An 18,592-nucleotide genomic window follows, 5' to 3' on the forward strand; every position below is an offset into this window, starting at 1 on the left:
GATGAAAAAACTAATCTCTCTTTTACTTCTCTTTACTTTTGGCTTATCTAGCTGTGAGAAAGATGATATCTGTGATGCCAATACACCAACTACACCTAGATTGGTTATTACATTTTATGATATTGCAAATCCGACAAAAACTAAAAATGTCAGCAACTTAAAAGTTATTGGTGACGAAATGAAAGAGGGGATTGTTTTTAATGAAAATCTTGCAGAAGATGATCCATCAAGGTATGTCACCAATGCAAGCACCGTTATGATTCCGTTAAAAGTAAATGACAGTACAGTTACTTTCAAGTTTATTTACAATTCATTAAATCCCGCGGCGATTAATACAGACGTACTTAAATTTAACTATAGTACACAAAATGTATATGTTTCTAGAGCATGTGGATTTAAAACTATCTTTCAGTTAAGAAACGTTCTTCCTTTTGTTCAGACTGATCCAGACGGAGATAGTATCTGGATGACCGACGTTATTTTAGAAAACCCTAACATTGAATCTGAAAATGAAACACACATTAAAGTTTATTTCTAGTCTTTCATTATTGTTTTCAATGTTTTTAGGTTACGCTCAGGATGTTCCTGAGATTTCTAAAAATAAGGACACAATAACAGCTAAAAAGCCTCAAACAGAAAAAACTGTAAAAGCGGCAAAACCCGAAGTTCAGGAAGTTCAAAAAGACAGTGTTGTAAAAACTGATCGCTACGGACTTCGTGTTGGTGTTGACTTGTACAAACTGACCCGCGGACTTTATGATAAAGACTATAAAGGAATCGAGTTTGTTGGAGACTGGCGCTTGACAAAAAAATACTATATAGCGGCAGAATTAGGCTATGAAGACAAAACGACAGAAGATGACCGATTAACATCTGCGGCAAATGGAACGTATCTAAAAGCAGGTTTTGATTATAATTTTTATCAAAACTGGCTAGATATGGAAAACCTAATTACGATAGGACTTCGTGGTGGTTTTAGTTCTTTTAGTCAAGAACTGATTAATTACAAAATCTATAATCCGAATCCGTATTGGGGAGAATTACCGCCTATAACAGAAGGTCAAAAATACAACGGACTTACAGCTACTTGGATCGAAGTTGCAATGGGATTAAAAGCGCAAGTTTTTAGAAACGTCTTTGTTGGTTTTGGCGTACAGCTTAAACTTCTGACGACTAATAAAGAGCCTAATAATTTTGAAAACCTTTATATTCCAGGATTCAACAGAACTTACGACGGAAACTTCGGAATTGGTTTCAACTATACGGTTTCTTACTTTATTCCGATTTATAAGAAAAAAACCATGGCATCTGAAATTCAAAAAAAGGAAGAACCTAAGAAAAAGAAATAGTTTTTTTTTAAAGGAGCTAAGGTCCTGAGGCACTAAGATTCTAAGGTTTAAAAAAAGGCAAATTCAAAAAATTGAATTTGCCTTTTTTTTATTTTTATGATTTCAAGCTCGAAACTTAGAACCTTAGCAGCTTAGAACCTCAGTACCTAAACTAACTTAACTGAAAATTAATTGCAGCTTGTGTATGTATTAAAGTAGTATCAAAAATTGGGACATTTAAGTCGCCTTCTTTTATTACCAGCGGAATTTCAGTACATCCTAAAATTATTCCTTCTGCTCCGTTTTTTATCAATTCATTCGCAATTTCTAGATAACGTTTTTTCGTTTCCTCCTTTGCAATTCCTCTTCCTAACTCTTCGAAAATAGTGTAATGAATAAAATCCTTTACTTCTTCATTCTCAGGAATTATCGTTTCAATTCCTTTTTCAGCCAATTTATCTTTGAAGAAATCCAATTCCATTGTAAATTTGGTTCCTAACAGACCTACTTTTTTCAGCTGTTTTTTCTCGATTTCAATCGCTGTTTCTTCGGCAATATGAATAAGAGGAATATCAATAGCCTGCTGCAATCTATCAGCAACGAGATGCATGGTATTGGCACATAAAAGAATAGCTTCTGCCCCACCCGATTTTAAAACTTCTGCCGCTTTCAAAAGCATATTAAAAGTCGAATCCCAATCGTTGGCATCGTTATTCTTTTTAATATCGGCATAATTAAAAGAGTAAATTAAACACTCAGAGAAATTCAATCCGCCGAGCTTTTCATTAATTCCTTTATTAATCAAGGTATAATAATCAGAGGTAGAAACCCAGCTGATTCCGCCAATAAGTCCAATTTTCCTCATATGTTTTCTAGATTATTCAATCTCTTTGATTCCTTTTATAAAAAGCCATTTCATAAAAAGCTTTTCACCATCTTTGGTTCTCACAGCTTGAAATTTAGGTCCAATAATAGTCCCGATTACAAATGCCGTCATCGGAATCCAGATTCCTGTTAATCCTGTATAAGCAGCAATCAAATATCTAAATGCAAGAAATAAGATTGCAAAAGCTGCCAATTGGTATAAAAAAGCTCGTAGTTGTAGTTTTGACATTTTTTTATTTTTAAGGTTCAAAGTTGCAAAGGCTCAGAGGGGCAAAGTTTTTTCACTTTGCGGTTTTTAAAGCTTTGCTCTTTTAACGGATAATAAATTATATTTTTAGTACTCTTTTTTCAGATTAAAGTTTCGGTTTTCTAAACGACAAAGTATTTCACTTTGTCCCTTTGAACCTTTGTTACTTTGCACCTATTCAGAAACCTGAAATTTCGTTCTCTTACTTCCTTCGTACATTTCGTATTTTACCAAACGCGCTTCAAGGCTTCCGTTGAAAAGTTTGATTTTTCTTGAAGGTTTTAATCCGACGAATTTTAAAGCTTCTAGATTAGCCGTGATAAACCAAGCGTTGGTTCCTGGATAATTTTTCTTTAAAGTGTCTCCAATATTCGCATAAAATCTTTCCATGTGAATATCTAAACGTTCATCATAAGGCGGATTAAAAACAATATGAAGCTTTCCTTCCGTTTCTTTTTCTGTATCAAAGAAATTCTCTTCGTAAACTTTAATATAATCTTCTAAATTGGCATTTCTGATATTATCTTTAGCTTTACTAACCGCACTTGGCGCTTTATCAAAACCTTTAATAGTATAATGAAATTCTCTAGTCTTTTTCATTAAACTGTCAACAATCTTATCAAAAAGATCATTATCCCAATCTTTCCATTTTTCAAAAGCAAATTCTCTTCTGTTAATGTTTGCTGGAATGTTGCAAGCAATCATAGCCGCCTCTGCCAAGAAAGTTCCAGAACCGCACATTGGATCTAGAAAATGGCTTTGTCCATCCCATCCAGATAACAATAGAATTCCTGCTGCCAAAACCTCATTAATTGGCGCAATATTCGTAGCCGTTCTATAACCACGCTGATGAAGCGAAGCTCCAGAAGTATCTAAAGCTACAGAAACCTGATCTTTATCGATGTGAATATTAATACGTAAATCTGGGTATTGTTTATCGATACTTGGACGTTGTCCCGTTCTCTCTCTAAACTGATCTACAATGGCATCTTTACATTTCTGAGAAACAAATTCAGAATGATTGAAATAAGTAGAGTGCACTGTTGTATCGATCACAAAAGTTTGGTTCGCATTTAAATATTTTGACCAGTTTAAACCCGAAATACCTTTGTACAAAGCCTGCTCATTATTGGCTCTAAGAGAATAAATTGGTTTAAGAACTTTAAGAGCTGTACGTAAAGACAAATTGGCTTTATACATAAAACCTTTATCGCCTTTAAAGCTCACCATTCTCACGCCTTTTTCAACATCTTGAGCGCCAAGTGTGCGCAATTCTTTTTCTAATATTTCTTCAAAGCCAAAAAAACATTTGGCAATCATTTTAAAATTTTCTTCCATTTTTTTTCAATTAAAAAAAGCCAATCGCTATAACATTTTATTATACTGGTATAAATACGTATCGAAGCGAAATAGTTATTTTTCGGCAAAAATACACTAAATTTGCCGGACTTTGAATTAATTGAAATAGAATAAATGTCTCAAGAACCTAACGCATCAATCCCGAATCAAGAAGACGACAATCAAAACTGGTATTCTTCATGGTTTGACACGCCATATTATCACATTCTTTATAAGGATCGTAATTATCGTGAAGCTCAGGTTTTCATGGACAATTTAACGCATTACCTTAACTTGCCAGAAAAAGCAAAAGTTTTGGATTTAGCGTGCGGAAAAGGCCGTCATTCTATTTATTTAAATCAATTAGGCTACGATGTTTTAGGAGCAGATTTGTCTGAAAACAGTATTGCCGAAGCCAGCAAAAACAGTAACGAAACACTGCATTTTAAAGTCCATGATATGCGCGAGCCGTTTGAAGAAAAGTTCGACGCTATTTTCAACCTTTTCACTAGTTTTGGCTATTTTGAAAGCGATGACGATAATCTGACAACCTTAAAAGCAATCAAAGAAAGCTTATCTGAATACGGTTTTGCGGTTATCGATTTCATGAACGTAGCAAACGTTATTGAAAACCTTGTACCCCAAGAAGTAAAAACCGTTGATGAAATTGATTTTCACATTAAAAGATATGTTGAAGACGGACATATTTTCAAAGAAATTGATTTTGAAGACAAAGGCAGAAAATATCATTTTACAGAAAAAGTAAAAGCACTAACTTTGAAAGACTTTCAGGATCTAATGGACGAAGCTGGAATTTTCCTGCTGGACATTTTTGGAGACTATAAACTCAAAAAATTCCATAAAACTGAAAGCGAAAGATTAATCATGATTTTTAAATAAATTGGTTAATCGTTTAATTGTTTAACCGTTTAATCGGAAGCAAAAACAATTAAACGATTAAACGAATCAACGGTTAAACAAATATAAATGAACTATTTATTACCTTTATTTTCTGTACTTTTAGGATATAGCGCGGCTTTGTTTATAAAACCCGAAAACAAAACCAATTTAAAATTGCTGCTGGCTTTTAGCGGTTCTTTTTTATTGTCATTGACCGTAATGCATCTTCTTCCAGAAGTTTACGAATCACACAATCATAATATCGGAATCTTTATAATGGTCGGGATTTTATTCCAGATTGTACTAGAGTTCTTCTCAAAAGGTGCCGAACACGGACATGTTCACGGACATGCAAAAATGTCTCAGATTCCGTGGCTACTGTTTATTAGTCTTTGCATTCATGCCTTTTTAGAAGGTTTTCCAGTAAGCCATCATCACGGTTTAGCAGTCGGAATTGCCATTCATCATTTGCCAATTGCTGTAATCTTAACGACATTTTTCATTAATGCCGATTTAAATAAAAAAGCCATTTTTGCTTTCATGGTGACCTTTGCCATCATGACGCCACTTGGAACAATCGCTTCAGAATATTTACCCTTTTTAAGTAAATATTACACCGAAATAACAGCCATCGTAATTGGTATTTTATTCCATATTTCCTCAACAATTATTTTCGAAAGCAGCGAAGGGCACAAATTCAATATTGCCAAAGTTTCTATGATTGTTCTCGGAATTTTATTGGCATTCTTTTTATAATTTTTTAATTAGAAAATGTGTCAATTAGAAAATTATCTCATTATCCAATTGACACATTGGCTCATTAATTAGCTCTCTTTCTCTCCTCTTGATTTCCGAAATTGCGTTCTTTAACGTTGATCTTTTTATTTCCAAAATTGTAAACCACAGACAAACGCACAAAACGATTACTTTCATTTTGGCTATAAACCTGTTTCACACCATTGACCACCGAAGTAAAATCTTTTAAATAAGAAGTATTAAAAATATCATTAGCTAAAAAGGCAATCTGAAGCGTTTTATTCAACAAATCTTGTTTGAAACCAATATCAAAACTCGAAGCGTATCCTATTTCATATAATCCACTTTTAAAAGGTGAACTATAATTGAAATCAATTTGAAGTTTCGTGTTTTTCCCTAAAACAAATGTATTATTTGTCGTAAAATCAATCTGTAAACTATTTGAAGGCGTTGCATTTATGCCGTTTATAAACTTCGTTTCAGATCCCAAAAAGTACAATGTATTTTCGCTTTGCCACCAGTCTGCAAAAGTTGCCGAATAAGTTTCCCCAACACCGTAATTCAAACCATTATAATAATTCTCACGCGTTACGATTTGCGTATTTGTTTCTGGGTTTGAGGTAAAAACAATTCCATATCCGTTTGTAATGGCATTTACAAAAACACTTGTTCTTAAAACTTCTTTATAAGAATGCGCCAATTCAAAATTATCACTAAATGAAGGCTTTAAAAACGGATTTCCCTCAGAATAACTATTGCTATTAATATAAACTCTAAACGGATTCAGCAAATCAAAACGAGGTCTATTGATTCTTTTCCCATAATTGAAACTAAAACTATTGTTCTCGTTTTTCTTGTAAGAAGCATAAAAAGTCGGAAACAGCTTCAAATAATTATTTGTATTTTCCTGATTTATGGTTTCAGAAAACCCATTAGTCTGCGTATTTTCAAGTCGTAACCCCAATTGAAGATTCCACTTTTCGTTTATTTTTTTATCTCCGTTAATGTAAACCGCCTGATTATTTTCAGTGTATTTAAATCGATTTGATTGACTAGGATCTAATTCTGGAGTTCCAGTAGCAGTATTGTAAAAAACGACATCGCTTATGCTATTGGTAAAACTCATTTTTGCTCCATAAGATAAATTAAACGATTGAAAAGGGTGTTCCATATCTGCCTTAAAACTCCAATTATCAATATCCTGGTTAGAAATATTTCTTCCTGCCTGATTAAGGTCAATAAATTCCATATCTGGATTATAATCGTTAGCTATAAAATTTCTATCGAATTTTGAACTATAATCAAAATAATCTACATCAAAAGACAATTTTCGGTTTAGCGAATCCAACTTTGTAATGAAATGCGCATTATAAGTCTGATTTTTAGAACCATTATCTGTAAAACTTTTATTTAATGTTACATGCTGTAATTCGTTTTGCGTATTATACTTTTCGATTCTTATATCTGAACCAAAATCTGGATTATTTCTATCATTCATAAACTGAAAACCAACAGAAGTGCGCGGTGATAAATCATAATCTAAAGCCAATTTTCCTGAAAAATTCTCGCTTTTAATTTTTGTATCAGCTCTCATTGTTGAAAGTCCATCAGGAAAATACATGTCCAAATTCTCTGTAGAATTTTTATAACCTGTTTTACCATTTACACTTGCCGAAAATCTAAACTTATTTTTACTGTAGAAAAAATTATCTCTCAAAGTATAGATTCCGTATTTATTTTGTTCATAAGAAACTGTCGTCGAATTTTTCCAAGAATCACGAACCCCTTTTTTCATAATAATATTTATCAATCCTCCAGTCCCATCAGCTTCATATTTTGCTGGCGGATTGCTTATAATTTCAATATTCTTAATATCTGCTGCAGAAATTGATTTCAAGAAATTATTCAATTCCTCGCCAGTCAATTCGATCAAACGCCCGTCTATCATCACGCGTGAAGTTCCTTTTCCTAAAATGGTAATTACATCATTCTTTACTACAACTCCAGGCGCTGTATTAATGGCTGTTAAAGCATCTCCTCCAGTTGTTGTAACATTGTTTTCGAGGTTATAAACCAAGCGATCTGTTTTCTGTTCGATGGTTTTCTTTTTAGACTGAACCAAAACTTCAACTAATTTGGTTTCATTTTCTTTGAGAATAATAGTTCCTAAATCGGTATTTTTTTCTAGCGAAATTTCTTTTTCATAGTTAGTAAATCCTAAAAGATTGATTTCTATTTTATAAATAGCGTTTTTAAGATTTATTTCAAAAGAACCGTCTTTTTTAGTTGTAGTTCCATCGATAATTTTTCCTTCTTTATTTAATATTGAAATTTCTGCCCATTCTAGAACTTTTGTTTCACTGGCTACTTTTCCTTTTAATGTTGATTGTGCTAAACAAAACAAAGGCAATAGTAAAAAGATTAGGAGATTTAATTTTTTCATGATTTCTAATTTTAACTTGTTCGATTAATTTGAAGCAAAGTTGCCTTAGAAAATCTGCGTATGCGACCGACAAAAAAAAGTCGAACCAATTTCCTAAATAGAAATTGGTTCGACTTTATTTGGTATGAAGTACGACTTTTTACAAAACCTTAATTATAAAGCGTTTCGGTAAGCCGTTGGTGTTAAATTGGTATATTTTTTGAACGAAGTATTAAAAGATGATTTTGAATTAAATCCTACTTCGTACAAGATTTCTAAAACCGTTAGATCTTTTTTGGAAGGATTTTTAAGAATTCCCATCGCTTTTTGAATGCGATATTCATTCACAAAATCAAAAAAATGCTGATCGATATGATGATTAATCAAAACAGATAAATCTCGAACCGGAATTTCAATTTGATTGGAAAGTTCCTGAATTGTAAGCGACGGATCAAGAAAAGGTTCTTTTTCTGTCATATAGTGTTTCAATGCCTGAATCTGCTTTGCAATTATTTCGTTTTGGCTGTCTTTTGCATCAGTACTTTCAATATTCTTTTTAGGAAGAATATCTCTTGATAATAACAATTTAGAATCGATGCCTCTAAAAAGTTCAGGATAATTCAGCGCTTTTAAAACAAACCAACAGGTGATCGTCAAAACCCAAAACTGCAATATGGTGTTAGACCACCATAAGAAATCAACAGCAGCATATCGCAATATATTTTTGGCTATTGATAGGTAATACAAAACAAAAAGTGCCATAGAGATCTGAAACAACCATTTAAAAATAGAAGTTCTCGGATTCGTATAATTTTCCTGAAATATTTCTCTGTACTTTTTCAAAACCAAAAAGACGCCTACGCTATAAACGACTATTTGTAAACCTAGAATAAGAAACAAATAAAACATTTCTGGCGATTGGTCACGATGGTCATAAAACAGTCTTTTTTGGGCTTCATTTAAAAGATAGAGTCTAAACAAGAAAACCACATTTGTTAGAACAAACGGAACTAAATGCAACAAATGCTTTGAACGCAATCTAAAATCAGCAAAACAAACGGATACAACATAAAGATAGAAAGCTGGCAGTACTAACGTACAAATAGTCCATCTAAAAAATTCGAAATTAAAATGATGTATAATGAAGTTCTCATCGATGAAAATACCGCTATTATCAATGGCAAAAAATATCAAATAGCTCGCAAATAGCCTATTTGCCAATTTATTTTTTGTTTGCACAGTGAGTAAAAAAAAGGCCAGCAATAAGGAAACAAAAACTGATATTCCGGCCATACCATTTAAAAAAGTGACTATATTCATTACTTTTTTGATTATTTAACAAATATAATATTTTAGTTCTTAAACATAAATTCATCAGAAGTTAGAATAAATTTATAGTGTTTCGATAAACTGTAGGTGTAAGATTTGTATGTTTTTTAAAAGAAGTATTAAATGAAGATTTCGAATTAAAACCAACTTCATACAATATTTCCAATACCGTAAGCTGGTTTTTCGATTGATCTTTTAAAATACTCATCGCTTTCTGAATGCGATATTCATTCACAAAATCAAAAAAATGCTGGTCCATATGATGATTAATCAAAACAGATAAATCTCTGACAGGCATATTAATTTGATTCGCCAGTTCCTGAATCGTAAGTGACGGATCAAGAAACGGCTCTTTTTCTGCCATATATTGTTTTAATGTCGTGATCTGGGTTTTAATCAGAGCGTTTTGCTCATTGATTGTTTCTGTTTTTTCTTCAACTTCAGGCAGAATATCTTTGGTTAGTTTTAATTTAGAATTTACTCCTCTAAAAAGCTCTGGATGTTTTAACGCTTTCATTATAAACCAACAAGTTATAAATAAAGCAATAGTTCCAACAAGTACATTTGCCCATAAAAAAACTTCTCTAAAACCGCTATATCGAAGTACATTTTTTAATGCTACAATAGAATGCGCAACTAGAAATACGCAAGTCATTTGAAAAAGCCATTTGTAAGTCGAAATACCTGTATTGGCATAATTCTCCAAATAGATTTCTTTATACTTCTTCAAAATCAGAAATACGCTTACGATATAAAAAATATACTGCAATTCAATTAAAACCTGAATAAAATAGATTTCAGACATTTCATTTAATGGGCCAATGAAACTTCCATTTACAATACTTAAATATATCCTAGGCATAAAAATTAAATTGACTATTATAAATGGAAGCAGATGGATTAAATGTTTCCATTTCAATCGAAAATCTGAATAGCAAACGGCTAATACATAAAAATAAAATGACGGCATTCCTAACAGACAAAAGGTTGCTCTAAAGATTTCTAGATTTCTGTGATCTTCTGTATACAAGTACATAAAAAAACCGCTAAGATCTATAGCCGAAAAAATAAAAAACAAAGCAAAAATGCGGTTTGCCAGTTTATTTTCTGTTTTAACAGTCAGCAGAAAAAATGCCATTAATAAGGAAACGAAAACAGAAATTCTAGCAATTCCCTGTAGTAAATCTAATTTGTCCATTTATTTTTGATGAATATAAAACAAATATAATATTTTAGTTTATGTAACAATGATGGGAAAGAAGCGTCTTTATTCAAAAAAAATAAAAGAAAATGAAGATTATAAAGCTTTGAACTTTGCGAGATTGGGATAAAATATATTAATTTTGACGCGTCTAAACAACTATAAAATGACATTTACGAAAACCACGGAACAAGCATCAAAATATGAGCATTTAGAGAAAATGTCTGTTCATGAATTGCTATCTAATATTAATCAAGAAGACAAAACTGTTCCTTATGCTGTCGAAAAGGCTTTGCCACAAATCGAAGCTTTGATTCCGCAGATAGTCGACAAATTAAAGTTAGGCGGCAGATTGTTTTATATTGGAGCAGGAACCTCTGGCCGACTTGGTGTTGTTGACGCTTCTGAATGTCCGCCTACATTTGGTGTTCCGTTTGATTTAGTAAATGGCATTATTGCTGGCGGAGATACTGCCATCAGACGTGCTGTAGAAAACGCTGAAGACAGTACAACCAACGCTTGGATCGATCTTCAAAATCATAATATCCATTCAAATGATGTCGTAATCGGAATCGCCGCTTCTGGTACAACTCCTTATGTTATTAGCGGTTTAGAAGCTTGTAATGCAAATAACATTGTTACAGGATGCATTACTTGTAATGCGGGAAGTCCGTTGGCATTGACGGCTCAATTTCCTATTGAAGTTGTAGTTGGACCTGAGTTCGTTACAGGAAGCTCTAGAATGAAAGCTGGAACTGCACAGAAATTGGTTTTAAACATGATTTCGACCGCTGCAATGATTCAGCTTGGAAAAGTAAGAGGAAACAAAATGGTCGATATGCAATTAAGCAATGTAAAACTCGTTGATCGTGGTGTAAAAATGATTATGGACGAGATTTCAGTTTCGTATGATGAAGCTTCTGAATTATTAAAAAAATATGGCAGCGTGAGAAATGCTGTTGATAATTATAAAAAGTAAAAAGTTTTTACGGTGTTAATTTAACCGCAATCCCGATAGCTATCGGGAGCTAAGATTTACGCAAGGTTCGCAAGTTTTTTCAAAGCTTTGCGAACCTTGCGTTTTATTAAAGTTTCTAATGTAAAAAAACTTTGCGACCTTTGCGGTTAGACAAAAGTCAAACAACTTGAAACCTGAAACAAAAAAGATGGCAACAAATAAAGAATTACTAAAAAAAGGAGTGAAATATTTATCAGGCGCTCTGCCTCTTATGTTTCTTGGCCCAACATTGATTTATAATGCTTTTCAGAATCAAAGCAACAATTGGCACTATCTAGTTTTAGGAATCGGAATTATGGCTTGTCTCTCTTCTATGCTTTTGATCTTTTTAGGGTTGAAAATCATTATGAAAGGTATATTTAATGACTAATTGAAAATCTTTTTTTTATGGAAGAAGATATTAAATGGATTCATCAAGAAATTGATAAAATAAAAAATCCTCGAACTATTAAAAAACTAAAAAATCTTCTTGAATCTATTCATTAGCTAGAGAAAGAATATTTTCAAAATATAATACTTTATAAAAAATGGAAAGTCTAATTCACATTCAGAAAACATTTGAGAAAGTTGTTTACATCGATAAGAAAATAAACAATCGCGAGTTTGAAGATTGTGTTTTTAAAAACTGTGATTTTTCCAACAGCAATTTTAATTCTAATACTTTTCTTGATTGCGAATTTATTGACTGCAATCTCTCTATGACGAGTTTAGCAGGAACAAGTTTAAAAAATGTCACTTTTAAAAACTGCAAGCTTCTCGGAATTGCTTTTAATGAATGTGACGATTTCTTATTTCAGGTTTATTTTGAAGATTGTGTTCTAGATTATGCGCTTTTTTCGAATAAAAAAATGCCTAAAACGAAGTTTATCAATTCTTCTGTGCGTGAAGTGACTTTTATCGGAACCAATTTAACGAGTTCTGTTTTTGACAATTGCAATCTTGACGGCGCTATTTTTAACGAAACGCAATTGGCGGGAGTTAATTTTAAAACCGCTTACAATTATAAAATTGACCCTGAATTTAATCCGATGAAAAAAGCGCAGTTTTCTACTGAAGGAATTGTTGGATTATTGGATAAGTATGACATTAAAATTGTTTGATTATGAATGCAGATCAATCTTACCTAGAAAGTGTCAAAAAGCAATTTTTGTATTATAAAATGCTTGGAGAAAAAGCTATTGATCAACTCGAACCGTCACAGCTTTTCGTTTCTTTTAATGACGACACCAACAGCATTGCTACAATCATAAAACACATTTCTGGCAACATGCTTTCGCGCTGGACTGATTTTCTATCTTCTGATGGTGAAAAAGAATGGCGAAATCGTGATTCAGAATTTGAAAACGATCTGCAATCTAAAGAAGAGGTTTTGGAAATCTGGAACAAAGGCTGGAATTGTCTTGAAAATGCTTTGGAAAGTTTAAAACCAGAACAGCTTTCAGATATTATTTATATTAGGAATGAAGGTCATACCGTTATTGAAGCCATCAATCGTCAGCTGGCGCATTATCCTTATCATGTCGGACAAATTGTTTTTTATGCCAAACAATTGAAAAACAGCGAATGGAATAGTTTATCGATTCCGAAAAATAAATCAGGAAATTATAATGCTGAAAAGTTTGCCAAAGAAAAAGAAATCAAGAACTTTACCGATGATGAATTAAAGAGATTGAAATAATTTATCTTTCTAAATATGAAATCAAAAGATAACGAAACGCATCACTTTTTACCAAGCGGAGAATGGGAAGGATTTTATTGCTATTCTAATTCGCCCTCACAACATAAAATGTCTATTGAATTAAGTTTTGCAAATTCAATTATTACAGGCTCTGGAATTGATGATGTAGACTCATTTCGATGGAACGGCTCTTATAATTTGGAAGATTTTAAACTTAAAATGGTCAAAACTTATCCAACACATATCATTAATTATGCTGGAGATATAGACGAAAACGGCATTTGGGGTCTTTGGGATAACCCGGAAGACTTGAGTTTTTTTGCTGATTTTTCGCCAAACGTTCTTCAACAAATTAAAGCGATGACAAAAGGAGGTTTTCATATCTGGCCTAAAGCAATTAAAAGTGAGTCAAAAGAGGAAATGAGAGAAGAAATCAAAGAATCTAAAAAACTGAAAGAGTTTTATATTCAAAAAATCTAATTATAATACAACTGTTTATTGTAATCCTAATGCCCTAGCCCTGATGGAAGCGGCATCCTTTTGTGGCGGGGTTCGCCACAAAAGATATAGCGGACAGCAGGAATCAGCTCCTAAAAAACAACTTAATTAAAATGAAAAAAATAGTATTCTTATTTCCAATATTGGCTTTAGTGTCTTGTTATAATACTGAACACAATTGCAAAGATTTCAAAACTGGGAAATTCAAATTTGAAACAGAAGTCAACGGTGAAAAAAAAACAACTTATTTTGAGCGCAAAGACGATATTGAAATCGAAACTTTTGAAGGCAAAACAGATACGGCAACCATTCGTTGGGTAAGTGATTGCGAATATGTGTTGCAGAAAAAACATCCAAAAAATATGGCTGAAGAAAAAGCAATCAGCATGAAGATTTTAACGACTTCTAAAGATTCTTACACTTTTGAATTTGGCTTAGTTGGTTCTGAGGAGAAACAAAGAGGAACGGTTTACAAAGTGGATTAAAATATATAAAAGCTCCAAATGGGAGCTTTTTTTATTATACTCATTTTTGTCATTTCGACGAAGGAGAAATCTCCGTTAGAAACTCTACAAAGATTGGCAACAGTTTGCATGGAGCTACTTGCGAAGATTTCTCCTTCGTCGAAATGACAAACTGATCGAGAAATCAATGAAAAAGCTTTGTTACTCTGTACCTTTGCAACTCAAAAAACAAAAATGTTTCTTTTACATTTCTATTTTAAATAGTACATTAGAACTTTAATCCAACCAAATGAAAAATACCATTTCGCAAAGAGTAGCTGACTTTCTAAAAGGATATCCGCCGTTTAATTTTTTGCATCAGAGAGATTTAGAAAAACTATCTGAACAGATTTCCATTATTTATAAAGAAAAAGATTCGGTAATTTTCGCTGAAAATGATAAAACACATGATTCCTTTTATGTGGTTCACAAAGGTGCTGTAGCTTTGAAAAAAAGCACTAAAAATACGGTTTTAGACATGTGTGATGAAGGCGATATTTTTGGACTTCGTCCGCTTTTGGCACAAGAAAATTACATTATGGAAGCTGTAGCGCACGAAGAAAGTATTCTTTACGCTATTCCGATTGCCGTTTTTAAACCTTATGCGCTAGAAAATAGAAATGTTGGTAATTTCCTGATTGAGAGTTATGCTTCAAATACTCGAAATCCGTATTCAGATATTCATAAAGACAAATTATATGGTGATGATCAGCTGAATGAAAATCTGCATTCCAGCAATCATTCATTTGATTTAGCGCCAATCAAATACTCAAAAAAAATAGTTACCTGCAGTCCGTCAACAACGGTTAAGGAAGTGGCAAAGATTATGAATAAAAAGAAAGTTGGCGCCATCTTAATTGTTGATGAAATGCTTCCGATTGGTATTTTGACCGATAAAGATCTTCGAAACAAAATAGTTACAGGCGATTTTCCGATAACAACAACTGCAGAAACCATAATGACGAAGCCTGTTATTACGTATCCGAAAAAAATGACGGTCACTGAGGCGCAAATGGCCATGATGAAAAGTAATATCAGCCATTTATGTTTAACGAAAGATGGAACGGTAAATACCAAAGCGGTCGGAATTTTATCGAAACACGACGTAATGGTAGCGCTTGGAAATAATCCAGCGGTTTTGATAAAAGCATTGAAACGTACTAAAAAAATCAAGGAAATAAAGCCAATTCGTAACCGAATCATGCAATTGCTTCAAGGTTATCTCGATCAAAATATTCCGATGACTTTGATTACCAAAATCATTACTGAATTGAATGAAGCCTGTACGACTCGTGTTATCGAAATTTGTTTGGAAAAAATGAGTAGTCCGCCACCTGTAAAATTTGCATGGTTAGCACTAGGAAGCCAAGGACGTGGCGAACAAATGCTGCATACCGATCAGGACAATGCGATTGTTTACGAAAATGTCAATGAGGTTTTTAGAGATGAAACTAGAGTGTATTTTCACAAATTTGCTAGTCTTGTAAATAAAGGTCTTTTTGAAATTGGTTACGATTATTGCCCTGCCGATATGATGGCTTCAAGTCCGAAATGGTGTATGAGTCTGGAGGAATGGAAAACTCAAGTACATCATTGGATTACAAATCCAGGGAAAAATGAAGTTTTACTTTCGTTTATTTTCTTCGATTACAGCAAAACTTATGGAGATTCCGAAACTGTAAATCAATTATCAGATTATATTTTTGAAACCATAAAAGCGAATCCAATTTTTTATATGCATTTGGTGAGCGGTGCTTTGCAAAGCCCTTCTCCTACCGGTTTCTTTAGACAATTTCTGGTTGAACAAGATGGCGCAAACAAAGACAATTTCGATATTAAACGAAGAGCATTAATGCCATTGACAGATGCCGCTCGTGTTTTAATTTTATCGCATTCGGTAAAAGGAATCAGCAATACGGCGGAACGTTTTGAGAAATTGGCTGAATTGGAACCTAATAACAGAGAATTGTATTTATCATGTTCTTATTCATTTAAAGCATTATTAAAATTCAGAACTAAACAAGGATTATTGCATCATGATTCGGGTCAGTTTATCGAATTGGAATCTTTAACCAAAATGGAAAAAATTAAGTTGAAACGTACTTTTAAAACTATAAAAGAACTTCAGGAACTTATTTCGGTGCGTTTTAATATCTCAAATCTAGTATAATAATGAGTTTATTCAATTTTTGGAAGAAAGAAGAAAACAATCTATTCGATGAAAATATTACGATCGAAGAAACTCGTTTCGTAGTTTTAGATACCGAAACTACAGGTTTTGATTATGATAATGACCGTATTTTATGTATCGGTGCCTTGGTTCTTCAAAACGGAATTATTAATGTTCAGGAAAGCTTTGAAGTTTATCTGGAACAAGATCATTATGATAAATCGACAGCCCAGATTCATGGCATTTTAAAAGATCTGCTCGTTAAACGTCCTACCGAATTAGAAGCTTTACAGCAGTTTTTGGATTTTCTAGGAGATTCCATAATCATTGCACATCATACCATTTTTGATGTTACGATGATTAATAGAGCTTTAGAACGCAATGGGCTCTCGCAATTGCAAAACCAAACGTTAGATACGGGTTATTTATACAAAAAGACATTAATTCAATCACATTTATTTGAGCGAAAAGATCATTATACCTTAGATGATTTGGCTGATAAATTTGATATTTCAAAAAAAGATCGTCACACTGCTTTGGGAGACGCATACATAACTGCGATTGCTTTTCTCAAAATTGTTAAAAAACTGAAAGAGAAGAAAGCAACTAATCTAAATCAGCTCTTCAAATAGTTTTAAGATTTTTTTGGGAATCTTAAATTTACATTCGAAACCTTTAATTTACTTTTTCATAATACAAGACTTACATTTATTAGCATTAAGAAAAAATTAACATAACTTGTAATTTGTTTTGGAGAGATAGCTTTGCCTTAATCAAAAAAATAAAAAACACTTATGAAAGCTAACTTTTTAAAATCAATTACCTTGCTTGGACTTGCGGGTCTTTCTGCAATAAGCTGTCAAAATGATGACAAAGATTCAAAAAACGATGTAAACGCAAGTATCGATTTTACTTCACATTCAAAAGTACCTCCTTTTGTGTATGCTCAAACAGGTTTTGAAAACTTAAAAATCAGTACTTTAATTACAAGTGCAGATGTTCTTCCAAATTCACCTTCTTTTGTTTATGGAGCACAGCCAGACGGAGCTGGATTAATGAAAGATCCAAATAGCGATGGATACATTATGATTACTAACCACGAAATCATTCAATCTGTATCAAGAGTTTATTTAGATAAAACTTTCAAACCTGTAAAAGGAGATTATATCGTTGATGGCGTTGGAGGTCTTACTCGCTTATGTTCTGCTACTTTGGCAACTCCAGAAATTCACGGATTTGGGCCAATCTTTTTAACTGCAGGAGAAAGCGGACAAGAAAGTATGGTTCACGGAATTAATCCTCTTGGATTATCTTCTGATAAAGCTAGAACTGACAGAGTTTTACCAGCTTTAGGAAAAGCAAGTATGGAAAATGCTGTTCCGCTTCCAAAAGAGGCTTATCCTGGAAAAACAGTTATTTTAATAGGTGAAGATCAATCGTATGCAACCTCTCATGTAAGTGCTGGTCAGCTGATTATGTATGTTAGTACAGTTGGTGATTTATCTAACGGAAAATTATATGCTTTAAAAAGAACTGATGGAAATCAGGTTGAAACGACTATCAAGTTAAACAATTCATACCCAGTTGAATTTGTTGAAATTCCAAATGCTAAAAACTTAACTGGTGCTGTAATCAATACAACGGTTAATGACTTAAAAGCAATTCGTTTTTCAAGAGTTGAAGATGTAGATTATAGAAAAGGAAGTGCAAGCAACAATAGAGAAATCTATTTTACAGCAACTGGTCAGGCAACTAACAACGCTCCTGTTGACGGATATACAATGTGGGGAAGAGTTTATAAAGTAAAATTAGACGCAACAAACCCATTAAAAGGAACTTTAGAATTGGCTGTTGAAGGTGACAGTACTCCTGGAACTGGAATTATCAATCCTGATAATTTATGCGTGACTGAAAACTACGTTTACATTCAGGAAGATGGTGATAGTTATTATGCAGACGCAAAACACGATTCATACATCTGGCAATACAATATCGCTACAAAACAAAATAAACCGTGGTTAAACATGAACCACAAAAGGACAGATACAGCTTGGAACACACTTTACAACCAAACTGGCGAAATGAGATTTGGAAGCTGGGAATTTGGAGCTATGCAAGACATCTCAGATATCATTGGTGTTCCAGATACTTTCACTGTAAATATTCACCCTCATACTTGGCAAAGTGATGCGTTTAAAAATGCTGATGGTTCAGGAACTCAAACTAACAAAGAGGGAGGACAAACTGTAATTATTAGAAACGTACAACGCTAATAATTTCTACCAAAATCTATTGACAACCCTTATTTTGCGATAAGGG

Annotated in this window: 19 protein-coding genes; 13 read left to right on the forward strand and 6 right to left on the reverse strand. The window is 33.0% G+C overall.

Annotated elements, in window-relative coordinates; translation table 11 throughout:
- Position 1 precedes the first annotated feature (1 nt).
- Complete coding sequence (locus DMB71_RS12890; RefSeq protein WP_111366704.1) at positions 2–538, forward strand: DUF6452 family protein; 537 nt, start codon at positions 2–4, stop codon at positions 536–538.
- Positions 510–1,349: a DUF6048 family protein gene (locus tag DMB71_RS12895; protein WP_111366706.1), complete on the forward strand. Its 840-nt coding sequence runs from the start codon at positions 510–512 to the stop codon at positions 1,347–1,349. Before DMB71_RS12890 ends, DMB71_RS12895 begins: the two co-directional genes overlap by 29 nt.
- 151 nt (positions 1,350–1,500) lie before the next feature.
- Here DMB71_RS12895 and DMB71_RS12900 read toward each other — a convergent pair whose 3' ends face one another.
- The 3 genes from DMB71_RS12900 to DMB71_RS12910 all read right to left on the reverse strand — a co-directional run bounded on the left by DMB71_RS12900 (position 1,501) and on the right by DMB71_RS12910 (position 3,798).
- On the reverse strand, positions 1,501–2,193 hold the full coding sequence (locus tag DMB71_RS12900) for an aspartate/glutamate racemase family protein (RefSeq protein WP_111366708.1): 693 nt from the start codon (positions 2,191–2,193) through the stop codon (positions 1,501–1,503).
- Positions 2,194–2,205: 12 nt separating this feature from the next.
- A complete protein-coding gene (locus DMB71_RS12905) occupies positions 2,206–2,442 on the reverse strand; it encodes a hypothetical protein (protein WP_111366710.1) in 237 nt (78 codons plus the stop codon).
- A gap of 192 nt (positions 2,443–2,634) precedes the next feature.
- Positions 2,635–3,798, reverse strand: a complete 1,164-nt coding sequence (locus tag DMB71_RS12910) for a THUMP domain-containing class I SAM-dependent RNA methyltransferase (protein WP_111366712.1) — start codon at positions 3,796–3,798, stop codon at positions 2,635–2,637.
- Between the two features lie 135 nt (positions 3,799–3,933).
- Here DMB71_RS12910 and DMB71_RS12915 point away from each other — a divergent pair, with 135 nt between their 5' ends.
- Both DMB71_RS12915 and DMB71_RS12920 read left to right on the forward strand, forming a co-directional pair.
- Positions 3,934–4,698, forward strand: coding sequence for a class I SAM-dependent methyltransferase (locus DMB71_RS12915; protein WP_111366714.1), 765 nt, complete (start codon positions 3,934–3,936; stop codon positions 4,696–4,698).
- Positions 4,699–4,785: 87 nt separating this feature from the next.
- Positions 4,786–5,454, forward strand: a complete 669-nt coding sequence (locus DMB71_RS12920; RefSeq protein WP_111366716.1) for a ZIP family metal transporter — start codon at positions 4,786–4,788, stop codon at positions 5,452–5,454.
- A gap of 64 nt (positions 5,455–5,518) precedes the next feature.
- On the opposite strand, the gene DMB71_RS12925 is transcribed toward DMB71_RS12920, so the two are convergent.
- From DMB71_RS12925 to DMB71_RS12935, 3 genes are all read right to left on the reverse strand, one after another.
- On the reverse strand, positions 5,519–7,897 hold the full coding sequence (locus tag DMB71_RS12925) for a TonB-dependent receptor domain-containing protein (protein WP_111366718.1): 2,379 nt from the start codon (positions 7,895–7,897) through the stop codon (positions 5,519–5,521).
- Between the two features lie 153 nt (positions 7,898–8,050).
- Positions 8,051–9,097, reverse strand: coding sequence for a helix-turn-helix domain-containing protein (locus tag DMB71_RS12930; protein ID WP_239452965.1), 1,047 nt, complete (start codon positions 9,095–9,097; stop codon positions 8,051–8,053).
- 160 nt (positions 9,098–9,257) lie between these two features.
- Complete coding sequence (locus DMB71_RS12935; protein ID WP_111366722.1) at positions 9,258–10,403, reverse strand: helix-turn-helix domain-containing protein; 1,146 nt, start codon at positions 10,401–10,403, stop codon at positions 9,258–9,260.
- Positions 10,404–10,572: 169 nt separating this feature from the next.
- Between DMB71_RS12935 and murQ the strand changes: the two genes are divergently transcribed.
- The 9 genes from murQ to DMB71_RS12980 all read left to right on the forward strand — a co-directional run bounded on the left by murQ (position 10,573) and on the right by DMB71_RS12980 (position 18,546).
- Entirely contained in the window at positions 10,573–11,385 is an 813-nt protein-coding gene (murQ, locus tag DMB71_RS12940; RefSeq protein WP_111366724.1) for an N-acetylmuramic acid 6-phosphate etherase, read from the forward strand.
- A 187-nt stretch (positions 11,386–11,572) separates the two neighbouring features.
- Positions 11,573–11,794: a DUF6095 family protein gene (locus DMB71_RS12945; protein WP_111366962.1), complete on the forward strand. Its 222-nt coding sequence runs from the start codon at positions 11,573–11,575 to the stop codon at positions 11,792–11,794.
- A gap of 157 nt (positions 11,795–11,951) precedes the next feature.
- A complete protein-coding gene (locus DMB71_RS12950; protein WP_111366726.1) occupies positions 11,952–12,524 on the forward strand; it encodes a pentapeptide repeat-containing protein in 573 nt (190 codons plus the stop codon).
- Between the two features lie 2 nt (positions 12,525–12,526).
- Positions 12,527–13,102, forward strand: coding sequence for a DUF1572 family protein (locus DMB71_RS12955; protein ID WP_111366728.1), 576 nt, complete (start codon positions 12,527–12,529; stop codon positions 13,100–13,102).
- A gap of 15 nt (positions 13,103–13,117) precedes the next feature.
- Positions 13,118–13,582 (forward strand): hypothetical protein, encoded by a 465-nt coding sequence (locus tag DMB71_RS12960; protein WP_111366730.1) that lies wholly within the window; start codon positions 13,118–13,120, stop codon positions 13,580–13,582.
- A gap of 131 nt (positions 13,583–13,713) precedes the next feature.
- A complete protein-coding gene (locus DMB71_RS12965) occupies positions 13,714–14,085 on the forward strand; it encodes a DNA topoisomerase IV (protein WP_111366732.1) in 372 nt (123 codons plus the stop codon).
- A 268-nt stretch (positions 14,086–14,353) separates the two neighbouring features.
- The gene (locus DMB71_RS12970; RefSeq protein ID WP_111366734.1) at positions 14,354–16,273 is read left to right on the forward strand and encodes a DUF294 nucleotidyltransferase-like domain-containing protein; all 1,920 of its coding nucleotides are present in this window, start codon (positions 14,354–14,356) and stop codon (positions 16,271–16,273) included.
- A 2-nt stretch (positions 16,274–16,275) separates the two neighbouring features.
- Complete coding sequence (locus DMB71_RS12975; protein WP_111366736.1) at positions 16,276–16,905, forward strand: 3'-5' exonuclease; 630 nt, start codon at positions 16,276–16,278, stop codon at positions 16,903–16,905.
- A 162-nt stretch (positions 16,906–17,067) separates the two neighbouring features.
- Entirely contained in the window at positions 17,068–18,546 is a 1,479-nt protein-coding gene (locus DMB71_RS12980; protein ID WP_111366738.1) for a PhoX family protein, read from the forward strand.
- Positions 18,547–18,592 lie beyond the last annotated feature (46 nt).

Source organism: Flavobacterium tistrianum (genome assembly GCF_003254545.1).
GTDB classification, from domain to species: domain Bacteria; phylum Bacteroidota; class Bacteroidia; order Flavobacteriales; family Flavobacteriaceae; genus Flavobacterium; species Flavobacterium tistrianum.